The following is an 11,905-nucleotide window of genomic DNA, read 5'->3' as shown; positions in this document are numbered from 1 at the left end:
CGGCTCACAACTTCAGGTCGAGCAACCCATCTCCCAGATCCTCGTCAGACAATGTCTGCTGGATCAGGGCACGATGCGCCTGCTCGCTCCACAATTCGAACTTGTCGCCCATACCGAGCAATACCGCCTTCTTTTCAATGCCCACCGCACCGCGGTGGCTGGCGGGAATGCTGATACGACCGTTGCCGTCCAGCTCCAGATGGGCGGCCGAGCCGACCAGCTTCTGCTGCAACAGGCGCACGACGCGCTGGGTGTTGGGTTTGGACATCACGTCGTCGCGGACCCGTTCCCATTCCGACTCGGCATACAGCCAAAGGCAGCCGGCCTCGAACGGGTTGTAGGTAAGGACAAGACGGTTGTTGCTGGCACGCGCGACGAGGTCGCGGTAAGCGGTGGGAACCGCCATGCGTCCTTTATCGTCAACTGTGATGGCCGTCTCGCCCTGGAACACGACGCGTGCACCCTTCCTTCGCCCGGTGAAACATTGAACCACGAAAACCCACAAAACACCCGGATTTCCCTCTGATGCCCACCTTAGCAGCGGCCCTAGGGTTGTCAACAACTTTTCAGCAGAGAAATCGCCAGCCACATCAATGGCTTGCAGCAATGTTTAGAGAATTGTTCAAGGCTTATCCACAAGTTGCTGATCCGTCTCAATTTTTGAGATTGAACGGAAGTTCAGGGCTGTGGAGGGCGCGTGAAACATCGCCTGCGCATTCATCCAGAACAGGCTGAAAGCGTCGTCGCACTGCGCAAACCGGGCACAATGACGCCATGTGCCTGCTTGCTCTTGGCTGGTTACGTCACCCGCACTGGCGACTGGTGATGGCCGGCAACCGCGATGAGTTCCACGCCCGCCCAACGGCGGCCCTGGCCCCCTGGCAGGACGAGCCGTCCATCACCGGTGGCCGCGACCTGCGTTCGGGCGGCGGCTGGGCCGGTGTCGGCCCGGCGGGTCGCATGGCCGTGGTGACCAATGTGCGTGACCCGCTGGCCGCCCAGGCCGGGCCCTCGCGCGGCGCGCTGGTGGCTGATTTCCTGCGCGGCCGCGACCCGGCGGCGGTGCACATGGACCGGCTGGCCGGCATCGCCGCGGCCTATGCCCCGTTCAACCTGTTGTTGGCCGATAGCGACAGCCTGGAGTATCTGGGCAACCATCCGGCCGAGCGCCAGACGCTGGGACCGGGCGTGCACGGCATGTCCAACGGCGCACTGGATGCGCCCTGGCCGAAGACCCGCCGGCTGATGGCGGCGCTCTCGGCGTGGCTGCAAACAGAAGGGGTCAGATCCCTATCGCACAGCGAAAGGAATCTGACCCCGGATCTGACCCCACTCTGGAATGCCCTGGCAGACGAACACCGCCCGCTCGACAGCGACCTGCCCGACACCGGCATCGGCCTGGAGCGCGAGCGCTGGCTGAGCCCCGCTTTCATCCGCGGCGACGACTACGGCACCCGTGCCAGCACCGTGCTGCTGATCGATGCGCAGGGCCATGGGCAGATGCACGAACGCCGCTTCGGCGCGCAGGGGATATTCCAGGGCGAGAGCCGGGTCGATTTCTGATGATGACGGGGGTGCCGGCCAGCGGCCGGCACTGCCAGAGCCACGCCTGGTGCATGCCCAGTAGATCCACGCCATGCGTGGATGACAATAACAAGGAGGCGGAGCCGGCCGATAAGCCGGGTTCTGTCGTGGACAGTCATTCCTCTAGGCGTTACGTCACCGCAACGCTCAAGCAACCTACCCGGATCCAACGCGGGCCGCGCCAAAGGATCCCTATTTGGTCTTGCTCCAGGTGGGGTTTGCCGTGCCGGTCTGTTGCCAGACTCGCGGTGCGCTCTTACCGCACCATTTCACCCTTACCGGCCTTCCGAAGAAGACGTAGGCGGTATCTTTCTGTTGCACTTTCCGTCGGCTTGCGCCGCCCAGGCGTTACCTGGCACCTTGCCCTATGGAGCCCGGACTTTCCTCGGCACCCCCGAAGGGATGACGCGACTGTCTGGCCGGCTCCGCCAGCGTGCATTCTAGCGCACGCACGCCCTTTCTGCCGTGTTGATCGCGGCGTGCGGTTCATCCATCCACGCATGGCGTGGATCTACTGGGCGTGTGCCATCCACGCATGGCGTGGATCTACTGGATGTGTGCCATCCACGCATGGCGCGGATCTACAGTAGAGCCACGCCATGCGTGGCTGCGGCCATCCATCAGCTGCCGTACAACGCCTTGCGCGGGGCACCGGTCAGTTCGGCGGCCAGCTTGGCGGCCGTAGACGGCGGCAGGTGTTCGCTCAGTTTGGCGTACACATGGCGGCCATGCGCCAGCTGCGCCTCGGCATCGTCGCCAGCGCCCTGCACCATCACCACGAACTCGCCCTTGCGCTGGTTCTCATCGGCTTCCACCTTGGCCAGCAGGCCGGCCAGATCGCCATCCAACACCGTCTCGAACAGCTTGGTCAGCTCACGCGCCAGCACCGCCGGGCGCTCGGCACCGAAGATCGCCGACATGTCCGCCAGCGACTCGACAATGCGGTGCGAGGATTCGTAGAACACCATCGTGCGCACTTCGCCGGCCAGCGCCTGCAGGCGGTCGCGGCGGCCGCTGGCCTTGGCCGGCAGGAACCCCTCGAAGCTGAAGCGGTCGCTGGGCAGGCCGGCCACGCTGAGTGCGGCGATGGCCGCGCAGGCACCGGGGATGGGGCTGACCTTGATGCCGGCCGCACGCACGGCGCGGACCAGGCGGAACCCCGGGTCGCTGACCAGCGGCGTGCCGGCGTCACTGACCAGGGCCAGCGATTCGCCAGCCTGCAGGCGCGCCACCAGGCGCTGCGACAAGGCCTCTTCATTGTGCTCGTGCAGGGCCACCAGCGGCTGCTGGATGCCGAAATGGGACAGCAGCTGGCCGCTGCGGCGGGTGTCTTCGGCACAGATGGCCGCCACCGAGCGCAGCACCTCCTGCGCGCGCGGGCTCAGATCGGCCAGGTTGCCGATCGGCGTGGCGACGACATACAGGGTTGGCACACTCATTTCAGCGGTACTCACGGGGCAAGGGTAGAATCCTAGCGTGTACCTGGCCAAGGCCGCTGCCCTCATCGCATGGACCCGATCATGAACAAGCCCGCCGCACGCATCTCCGCCCTGTCGTTGTCGCTGATGCTTCTGGCCGGTTGTGCCACCACCAGCCTCACCAGCGCCCCCGAATCGCCGGCCCAAAGCCAGGCGCTGGCGCTGATCGACCAAGGCAAGGCGCGCGATGCCGCCCTGCAGCTGGAAGCGCAGGCGGCCACCCTGCGCGGCGGTGCCCGCAGCAATACCCTGGCCGATGCGGCCTGGGCCTGGCACCTGGCCGGTGACAGCACCCGCGCGCGCAGCCTGCTGGGCCAGCTGACCGCGCGCCAGCTGTCCGGCGCCAGCCTGCAGCGTTACCAGCTGGCCAGCGCCGAGCTGGCCCTGGCCGACAAGCAGCCCGCGCAGGCCCTGGCCCTGCTCAAGGAGACGGGTGACAACGTGCACCCCAGCCTGCGCACGCGCTGGTTCCTGGCCCGCGCCGATGCGCTGCAGGCCAGCGGTGACAGCTTCGCCGCCGCCGCCGAACGCGCCCGTGCCCACGCCGGCCTGGCCGGTACCGCGCGCAGCGAGAACCAGGCCGCCATTTCCGGCCTGCTTGGTACGCTGGACGATGCCACCCTGCGCAGCCGCGCCGCCGCGCTGCCGGCCAACGACCCGCTGTACAACTTCGCCGGCCGCGCACTGATCGCGCGTGGCCTGCCGCTGCCGCGCCCGTTCGACCGCGATGGCGCGGCCCAGTTCGATACCAGCAAGCGCCCGCCGGCGCTGAGCGATGGCTACCGCCCGCCGGTCAAGCTGGCCGTGCTGCTGCCGCTCAGCGGCCGCCTGGCCACCGCTGCGCAGCCGGTGCGCGATGGCCTGCTGGCCGCGTACTACGGCGAAAGCCGCCGCCGCCCGGAGATCAACTTCTTCGATACAGCGGGTACGTCGGCCGGTGCTCTGGCCGCCTATGACAAGGCCGTGGCGTCCGGCGCCGACTTCGTGGTCGGCCCGCTGGGCCGCGATGAAGTGGACGCGGTGTACGGCCGCCAGCAGCTGCCGGTACCGGTGCTGGGCCTGAACCGCGGCAAGGACGCACCGCCGGCCGGCAGCGCCGGTTTCTCGCTGGCCCCGGAAGACGATGGCATCGTCGCCGCCGAGTACATCCGTGGCCGCGAGCGCAGCCGCGCCCTGGTCATCAGCAGCAACGACGACACCGGCCGCCGTGCCGCCGCCGCCTTTGCCCAGCGGTTTGCCCAGCGCGGTGGCCAGGTGGCCGCCACGGTGGCCGTGGGTGAAGCCGTGGGGGATGTCAGCGCGCAGGTGCGAAATGCAGGCCAGATCGACGCCGTGTTCCTGGCCGTGCGTGCCCCGCAGGCAAGACTGCTGGCCCCGCAGCTGGCCCTGGCCGGTGCCGGTGGCGCCACCCGCGTGGGCACCTCGCAGCTGACCACCGGCAGCGGCAAGGTGGAAGAAGACGTGGCGCTGGACGGCATCATCTACCCCAACGAAGCCTGGAACGTGCGCAGCGTGTCCGGCCTGCCGTCGGCCGCCCAGGTGGCGCAGACGCTGCCCAGCGCGCGCGGTGCGGCCAGCCGCCTGTTCGCCTTCGGCGCCGATGCCTGGAAGATCAGCGCCTACCTGGAAAAGCTGTCCAACGAAGGTGGCCTGGATGGCGCCACCGGCACGCTGTACCTGGACAGCAATGGCAACATCCTGCGCCAGCCGGCGTGGTCCACCTTCAGCGGTGGCCGCCCGATGCCGATCGCCGGTGGTCGCTGAGCATCTGCAACGGGGCTCGGCGGTGGAAGCCGCCGCCGAGCTGCACCTGCAACAGGCCGGCCTGCTGCCGCGTGCGCGAAATGTGCGCTACCGCGGTGGCGAACTGGACCTGGTGATGGAGGACGCCGGCACCGTGGTGTTCGTGGAAGTGCGCTACCGCGCACGTTCGGACTTCGGTAGCGGTGCTGCTTCAATCGATGCGCGTAAATGCCGGCGTCTGGCCCATGCCGCGCAGCTCTACCTGCAGGACCACCCTGCCCTGGCCAACGCGCCCTGCCGTTTCGATGTGGTGGAAGCCACTGGCGAGCCACCGCAACTGCAGTGGCTGCGCGACGCCTTCCGGTTGGATGATTGCTGATGGGTACCGTTTGCTTTGGTCGCGGCCGACCTTGGTCGGCGTTTCTGTGCCAACCAAGGTTGGCACCTACCAGAGCGCAGCGAGGTTGGCACCTACCAAAGCGCCGCCTGGCAGACACTACGATGATGCGTGACTGATGCCTTCGATCGTGACCCATGCCGCCGTGCCGCTGGCATTGTGGTGCGCCGCTGATCGCGGCCGCATTCCGCCGTGGCTGCTGGCTGCCGGCGTGGTGGCGGCGATGCTGCCCGATGCCGATGTGCTGGCGTTCGTGCTGCACATTCCCTATGCCGATGCGTTCGGGCATCGCGGGGCCAGCCATTCGTTGTTGTTTGCCGGCGTGTTGGCGGTGTTGGCTGCGGTGTGGGCGTTCTTTGGTAGCGGCCGACCTTGGTCGGCGGTTTCGTGCCAACCAAGGTTGGCACCTACCAGGGCGCGGCCAACGATGGCGTCCACCGTACAGGCGACGGTATTCGTCTTCATCTGCGCCGCCAGCCATCCGCTGCTCGATGCGATGACCTCCGGTGGGCTCGGCGTTGCCCTCGCCTGGCCCTGGAGCGAACACCGCTTCTTCGCGCCCTGGCGGCCGATCCGCGTTTCGCCTTTCGCGCCGCAGTTCTTCAGCGCACGTGGCGCGGCCACGCTGTTGTCGGAACTGCGCTGGGTGTGGCTGCCGCTGGCCACTGCCGTTGTCGCCTGGAAACTGATCCAACCTGTCCCTGCTGTCCCGCGAGAACCGTCATGAGTACTGCCCTGCCCGCCGCCCTGGTTGCCGAACTGTCCACTCTGCTGGGCGCGGAGGGCTGGCGGATGGATGACAACGCGCTGGAGGCGAATGCGCAGGACAATTCCTGGCGCCGGCAGCGCCCGGCGGCCGTTGCTCTGCCGGCCGATATCGAACAGGTGCAGGCGCTGGTGCGCGCGTGCCGTTCGCATGGCGTGGCGCTGGTCGCGCGCGGTGCGGGCACCGGCACCACCGGCGCTGCCGTGCCGTTGCCGGGCAGCATCGTGCTGTCGTTCACCCGCATGGACCGCATCGTGGAGATCCGTGCCGGTGACCGCTGCGCGGTGGTGCAGCCGGGCGTGCTCAATGGAACCCTGCAGCAGGCGCTGGCACCGCACGGGCTGTTCTGGGCACCGGACCCGTCCAGCGCGGAGATCTGCAGCGTGGGTGGCAACCTGGCCTGCAACGCCGGCGGGCCTCGCGCGGTGAAGTACGGCACCAGCCGCGACAACGTGCTGGGCCTGGTGGCCGTCACCGGCACCGGCGAGGTGATCCGCTGCGGAGGTGCCTACACCAAGGATTCCACTGGCTACGACCTCACCCACCTGCTGGTGGGCAGCGAAGGCACGCTAGCGCTGATCGTGGAAGCCACCCTCAAGCTCACCCCGCTGCCGGTCAGCCAGGCCGGCCTGCGCGTGCTGTATCGCGACGCCGATGCGGCCGCTGCTGCGGTGTCACGCCTGATGTCGCAGCCGGTGGTGCCGACGCGTCTGGAATTCATGGACGCACGCAGCCTGCAGCTGCTGCGCCTCAACGGCGCCGAGGTGCCGGAAGCTGGCGCGATGCTGCTCGTCGAAGCCGATGGTGATCACGACACCCTGCCCTACCTGCTGCAGGCACTGGCAACTGCCGCCGAAGGCGACGGCATGATCGAACTGGACGTGGCGATGGAAGGCCGCGCGCGCGACCAGCTGTGGGCCGCACGCAAAGCGCTGTCGCCGGCACTGCGCAGTGTGGCACCAGGCAAGATCAACGAAGACGTGGTGGTGCCTGTATCGCGCATTCCCGATCTGGTGGCGGGCGTGCAGGCCCTGGCGCGCGAGTATGTGCTGACCATCGTCACCTTCGGCCATGCCGGTAACGGCAACCTGCACGTCAACATCCTCTATCACCCGGATGACGCCGACGAAAACGCACGTGCGCATGCCGCGCTGCCGAAGATCTTCGAACTGACGTTGGCGCTGGGCGGAACGCTGTCCGGCGAACATGGCATCGGCCTGGCCAAGCGCGATTTCATGGCGCAGGCGTTCACCCCGGCAACACTGGCAACGATGCGCGCGATCAAGGTCGCCCTCGATCCGGACGGCATCCTCAACCCGGGCAAGGTGCTGCCGCCTGGGTGATGCAGGCCGATGCATCCACCGCACTGTAGAGCCGAGCCCATGCTCGGCTGCCGTCCGCTCAGGTCACGATGACCCCGCGCTTCGCGCGGTGAGCCGAGCGTGGGCTCGGCTCTACATCGGGCTGCAATGGCGATACATGCGCATCCACGGTTGACTCACGGCTCCGAATCGAACACCACGGTTACATCGCCCTGCCAGCGTGACTCCGGAGCTTTCAGCATCTCCGCCACAGCGGGGCCGTTGGCGGCAAAACGCAGCCGCGAGTGCCGGTTCTGCAGGTACGACTGCGGCGTGAAGCGCGGTGCCACCTGCCCGCTCCGCTCGCTCACCAACGGCGTGTTCTGCGCGAACGCGCCACTACGCATCTCGCGCATGCCCGGCATGGTGACATCCACATTGATCGGCACCACCTCGCGCGTTGCGGCGTTGGCAACACCGCACTGGCCACCCACGTCATGCTCGCAGCGCATCTTGACACTGAACTCACTGGAGCTGGTCAGCAGGAACGGTAGTTCCTGCTGCAATCGTGCGGGTGCTTTCCCATGTGTCACCCACTGGCTCCAGCCACCGACCGGCGCCAGGCTGACCTTCGGGCTCGGCTCGGTGAAGGTGACCTGGAACTCATGGGACACGGTCAGGGTGAAGTTGACGATCAACTCGTTATCCGACGGACGGGCATTGTTGCCGAAGTCGAAGTCACCGCCCACGCCCAGCGTAAGGCGCAGCCGTCCGGTGTACTCCCCCGATTCCATCGCCAACGGGTTCGGTGACCGCATCAGATAGCCGATGCTCACTTCGCTCAGCATCATCCCGGATTCGAATGCAAAGTTGGTGCGCTTGGTGCAGGTCGGACTGGACTCCGGAAACCGCCAGCCGTAGCGCATGATGACGGAGCTGACCTCCGCATAATTCATATTGCCGCAGCCTGGCGGCGCGTAGTTCCACGCAAAGCCCTGCCACAGGTTGTGGTGCGCCTGTGACACGTTGGGGTGCCCGGTGATGTCATGCACGCTACGCGGCAGCCGGTACGTGGAGCCAAAGAACGACACCCGCCACTCCGTTTCCGCGGTTCGGCCGGTCGCCGCGTGCACAAGCTGCACCTTGCGCCAGGCACTGGGCACTCTGAACAACGCCTGGTTCGAGAGGGCGGCGCCGGGACTGAACGCCCCATAGGACACAAGGACGGGGAGCTGCACACTCTTCTCCCCCGGCTCACACAAGCCCGGACGGGTGCAAAGCCCCCGGTTGGGCGTGTCATTGGTGAACTCATTGCGCGTGGGCTCCAGCGCGCTGGGCGCGAAGCTGGCCTGGATCTGCACCTCGGCCGCCGCTGCAGCACCCGCCATGGCTCCCATCAACGTGGCTGCGCACAGCCGTGGAAGAACGCGACGCCGCATCATTCGACTCCTGTTGGCCTGCCGGCTCATTTTCCTGCCACCTGCGGCGGGCATTGCAGCCCCCCCACCATCACCAGATCGCCCTCGCGCGGATAGCGCGCTTCGTCCAGGGTCAGCGTGCAGCTGTGCTGATCCGGATGGCGCAGCTCCACTACGGGTGCGCGTGCACTCAGTTCCAACGTGAAGAAACCTTCGTCCTGGCTGACGCTGCGGCTGGCGTGGTTGATGACGTGCACACCACGCACGCCGTTGCCATCGGCGTCCAGCACCTGGCCCATCACCGTATAGGTGCGCAGCACATCCACCTGCGCATGCATCACGCCGCCCTTGTTGAGGTGATAGCGGATCGTGGACGGTTGGATCGCTGCCGTGTGCGCATGGTGGTCGTTGAAATCGAGCTGCACGTGCCCTTCCCGATACGCGCTGACCGGCACGAAATTGCGTCCCGGCCGCAGCACCACGCCGCCGCCGCGGCTGTCATCGGCACGCAGCACCAGCCCGGGGAAATCCGACTGCAGATCCACGATCATGCCGGTATCGGCGCTGGCGGTCTGGCCACGGCCGACCATCGCCACGTGCCCGCCACCCAGCGCCAGCGTGCTTTCCAGATTCGCGCTGCCACTGAGGCGGCCGTCGCTGGAGGCACGCAGCACCTGCACATCGCCCTGGAACTGCTGCCGATCCATGTAGGCACCTGCACCCAGCCCCAGCCCATTGCGGTCGACGCTGGCGGTGCCATGCACGCTCTGCAACCAAGGTGCATCCAGCTGCTGCTGCACGTTGAGGCTGGCGTACAGATCACCTTCGCCAGCCGCACCGGTACGGCTGCCCAGGCTGCCGTTGTAGCGGCGCCCAGGGTTACCCAATGCAAGGCTGACGGTGAAGTCGATGCCGCGCTGACGACGGGAGGCAGTGAAGTCGCTGGCCGGGCGGTCGTATACCGACAGCCGCCAGCTGGCATCGCTGCCGAACAGTCGCTGCCGCCGCCAGTACGAAGCATCGACGCTGGTGCCCGCATTGAAGCCCTGGCTGTGGCCCACGCGCAGGGTCAGGCTGTGGGCATCGCCGAGGCGATGGTTGAGCGACAGCGCACTGTTGTCCTGCCAGCCACCGCGGGTTTCCCAGCGCGCCGGCTGGCTTCCATGCCCCGCCCGGCGATCGCGCTGTTCCACCCAGCTGCGCGCGTGCGAGGCGACCAGCGACCCTTTGCTGTAGCGAAACAAGCCCTGTGCATCGATGCCACGACCGGCATCGTTGGAGTCATAGAGGTTGGTGTAGAGGTTGAAGCGTTCGCTGGCCTGCCAGTCCAGCGAGGCGCCAACGCTGTGGCGTTCGCCCACCCGCTGTGCACTGGCGCCGACCACCGCACGCGGATGCAACAGGTAGTTCACCACCGCACCTGCGGCAGCCTTGCCACGCTCGGCGTCATCGCCGCTGTCCAGCAGGCCCTGTTGCCGGCCGGCGAACACGCTGTAGCGCCAACGGCGGCTGGCGTCCCGCCAGTGGTTGGGCTTGTGGATGGTGGCGATCTCGCGCGAGCTTGGCTGCCCGTCCTCGACCACGCGCAGTTCCACGTTGTAGATACCCCCCGGCAGACGCCGGGTATCCAGCGACTGCATGCCCGGCACCACCGCCTGTGTGCCGATCAGGTTGCCATCACGGTAGATTTCGACCACACCTTCGCGGCTGGCGGTGACATACACCGGGTAGACCGCCTCGCCCGCCGTGTCGGCCAGCAGCACGTCCGACGAGCCGGCCATGAAGCCCAGGCTGGTGTAGTTCTGGGTGCCCGGTGCCCGCGGCTGCCTCGTCACGCCCTGGAACGTCGGCAGGAAATAGCCCACGCGCAGGAAATGATCCTTGAATTCGTGCTGCGCATGCAGCGCGCTGACGTAATGGCCGTCGCTGTCGCCCGACAACTGCGAACGGTAGTACTGGTAGCTGCCCAGCGTGGTCCATTGCCCCAGGCTGCCCTGCAGATCGGCGCCGTAGCGCAGGGCATTGTCCTGCTGCTCGCCGCCGCTGTAGGTCAGGCTGTTGCGCAGCATCAGCCCGGTACTGCCGTGCTGCGGCACCCGCAGGTAGCGCCCGCCCGCAGTGGCACGATGGCCGTCGCTGCTCAACAGGGACACCAGCGAATTGCCCAGGCTGTAGTGCAGCGCCGCCAGTCCTTGTGACGAAGCCGGCTGCCTCCCCAACGGTACGGGTTCGGCCAGGTGGGCCGCCCAGCGGTCGCGCTCGGCCACTGGCAACGTACTGTCGTAGCTGTCACTGAAGGCCAGCAACTGCAAACGGTTGTCTTCATGCAGCAGTACTTCGGCATCGCCAAGGAAGGTGCCATCCAGTTCAACCCGCACACTCAACGGCGTGCCGAACAGATGCTCACGGAACTCGGCCGGCATGCGCTCGCGTTGCTGCTGCAGCGTGTGCAGTGCTGCTTCAGCGCGGGCATGGCGCGGCACCATGGAAAGCAGCACGATGGCACCGGCAACCGCTGCGGCAAGTGCAGCAGGGTGTTGGATGGAGGGCATTGGGCATTCCATGGCGGGACATGCGATACGGCGGGGACGCGCCTGCGTCCCCGCCGTGCCGGACGTGTTACGGGGTGCTTTCAAACATCATGTAGACCTGGCCGGCATAGCTGCCTTCCACGTAGCCGGCACCCGGCTTGGTGGTGGCGATTTCCACCGCAACGCGCTGGCTGGCTGCGGCCTCGGCAGCGGTGAGGATCTCGACCTTGCCTGCCGCGCCGGTGGCCAGCGTCTTGCCGTTCACGCGCACTGCCATCGGCAGCAGGTTGGCGCCGGAGGTCAGCGCCGCATCATTGGTCAGGTAGCCCTCGATGGCCGCGTTGCTGCGCATGTCGATCTGCTGGCTGATCGGGCGCAGGTCCTGGCGGGCGATGTCCCACGCCATGGTCTGGGTGATCGCATCCCAGCCACCCACCGGGGTGATCTGCAGGCCATCGGCCGCCGGAATGATGGCCTCTACGGAAACCGTGACCGGGAAGTCGGCGGCGAAGCTGGCGGCCGGGGCAATGACCAGGGCAGCAGCGGTGGAGAGCAGGACCTTCTTCAGGTTCATGGGTAATTCCTTCTAGGGTGATGAACAACGATGGATTGCCGGGTTCAGGACGCAACTTCCCCACGAGCCCCCGGCAGAGGCCCGGCGAAGTGAAACGTTGTTTGCAGGCTGGG

10 protein-coding genes and 1 other RNA gene are annotated in these 11,905 nt (G+C 67.1%); 5 read left to right on the top strand and 6 right to left on the bottom strand.

Features of this window, described 5'->3' with window-relative positions; translation table 11 throughout:
- Positions 1–4: 4 nt before the first annotated feature.
- Positions 5–451 carry a division/cell wall cluster transcriptional repressor MraZ gene (gene mraZ / locus VER16_RS03490; protein WP_004143635.1) on the bottom strand — a complete coding sequence of 149 codons (447 nt, stop codon included), beginning with the start codon at positions 449–451 and terminating at the stop codon, positions 5–7.
- Between the two features lie 323 nt (positions 452–774).
- Here mraZ and VER16_RS03485 point away from each other — a divergent pair, with 323 nt between their 5' ends.
- Positions 775–1,563 carry an NRDE family protein gene (locus VER16_RS03485; protein WP_324805486.1) on the top strand — a complete coding sequence of 263 codons (789 nt, stop codon included), beginning with the start codon at positions 775–777 and terminating at the stop codon, positions 1,561–1,563.
- A gap of 96 nt (positions 1,564–1,659) precedes the next feature.
- Here the strand turns inward: VER16_RS03485 and rnpB are convergent.
- An RNA gene (gene rnpB, locus VER16_RS03480) (RNase P RNA component class A) lies at positions 1,660–2,011 on the bottom strand.
- Between the two features lie 193 nt (positions 2,012–2,204).
- Positions 2,205–3,023, bottom strand: a complete 819-nt coding sequence (rsmI, locus tag VER16_RS03475; RefSeq protein ID WP_324805485.1) for a 16S rRNA (cytidine(1402)-2'-O)-methyltransferase — start codon at positions 3,021–3,023, stop codon at positions 2,205–2,207.
- A gap of 81 nt (positions 3,024–3,104) precedes the next feature.
- Here rsmI and VER16_RS03470 point away from each other — a divergent pair, with 81 nt between their 5' ends.
- From VER16_RS03470 to VER16_RS03455, 4 genes are all read left to right on the top strand, one after another.
- A complete protein-coding gene (locus VER16_RS03470) occupies positions 3,105–4,826 on the top strand; it encodes a penicillin-binding protein activator (protein WP_324805484.1) in 1,722 nt (573 codons plus the stop codon).
- Positions 4,816–5,184: a YraN family protein gene (locus VER16_RS03465; protein WP_349255477.1), complete on the top strand. Its 369-nt coding sequence runs from the start codon at positions 4,816–4,818 to the stop codon at positions 5,182–5,184. Before VER16_RS03470 ends, VER16_RS03465 begins: the two co-directional genes overlap by 11 nt.
- A gap of 136 nt (positions 5,185–5,320) precedes the next feature.
- Positions 5,321–5,929, top strand: coding sequence for a metal-dependent hydrolase (locus VER16_RS03460; RefSeq protein ID WP_324805483.1), 609 nt, complete (start codon positions 5,321–5,323; stop codon positions 5,927–5,929).
- Positions 5,926–7,311, top strand: a complete 1,386-nt coding sequence (locus VER16_RS03455) for an FAD-binding oxidoreductase (RefSeq protein WP_324805482.1) — start codon at positions 5,926–5,928, stop codon at positions 7,309–7,311. The genes VER16_RS03460 and VER16_RS03455 overlap by 4 nt, the downstream gene beginning before the upstream one ends.
- Before the next feature lie 155 nt (positions 7,312–7,466).
- On the opposite strand, the gene VER16_RS03450 is transcribed toward VER16_RS03455, so the two are convergent.
- From VER16_RS03450 to VER16_RS03440, 3 genes are all read right to left on the bottom strand, one after another.
- Positions 7,467–8,738: a hypothetical protein gene (locus VER16_RS03450; RefSeq protein ID WP_324805481.1), complete on the bottom strand. Its 1,272-nt coding sequence runs from the start codon at positions 8,736–8,738 to the stop codon at positions 7,467–7,469.
- The gene (locus VER16_RS03445; RefSeq protein WP_324805480.1) at positions 8,735–11,239 is read right to left on the bottom strand and encodes a TcfC E-set like domain-containing protein; all 2,505 of its coding nucleotides are present in this window, start codon (positions 11,237–11,239) and stop codon (positions 8,735–8,737) included. Before VER16_RS03445 ends, VER16_RS03450 begins: the two co-directional genes overlap by 4 nt.
- Positions 11,240–11,306: 67 nt before the next feature.
- Positions 11,307–11,792 carry a CS1 type fimbrial major subunit gene (locus VER16_RS03440; protein WP_324805479.1) on the bottom strand — a complete coding sequence of 162 codons (486 nt, stop codon included), beginning with the start codon at positions 11,790–11,792 and terminating at the stop codon, positions 11,307–11,309.
- Positions 11,793–11,905 lie beyond the last annotated feature (113 nt).

Source organism: Stenotrophomonas sp., from assembly GCF_035634915.1.
Lineage (GTDB): Bacteria > Pseudomonadota > Gammaproteobacteria > Xanthomonadales > Xanthomonadaceae > Stenotrophomonas.
Note: the sequence above shows the minus strand (reverse complement) of the source record. Positions and strands in the feature narration are given on the sequence as shown.

Bases quoted from the DNA above. Each gene is read 5' to 3' on its own strand.
- VER16_RS03460 (WP_324805483.1), top strand. From the start codon at position 5,321: ATGCCTTCGATCGTGACCCATGCCGCCGTGCCGCTGGCATTGTGGTGC.
- VER16_RS03485 (WP_324805486.1), top strand. From the start codon at position 775: ATGTGCCTGCTTGCTCTTGGCTGGTTACGTCACCCGCACTGGCGACTG.
- VER16_RS03440 (WP_324805479.1), bottom strand. From the start codon at position 11,792: ATGAACCTGAAGAAGGTCCTGCTCTCCACCGCTGCTGCCCTGGTCATT.
- VER16_RS03445 (WP_324805480.1), bottom strand. From the start codon at position 11,239: ATGCCCTCCATCCAACACCCTGCTGCACTTGCCGCAGCGGTTGCCGGT.
- rsmI (WP_324805485.1), bottom strand. From the start codon at position 3,023: ATGAGTGTGCCAACCCTGTATGTCGTCGCCACGCCGATCGGCAACCTG.
- VER16_RS03470 (WP_324805484.1), top strand. From the start codon at position 3,105: ATGAACAAGCCCGCCGCACGCATCTCCGCCCTGTCGTTGTCGCTGATG.
- VER16_RS03450 (WP_324805481.1), bottom strand. From the start codon at position 8,738: ATGAGCCGGCAGGCCAACAGGAGTCGAATGATGCGGCGTCGCGTTCTT.
- VER16_RS03455 (WP_324805482.1), top strand. From the start codon at position 5,926: ATGAGTACTGCCCTGCCCGCCGCCCTGGTTGCCGAACTGTCCACTCTG.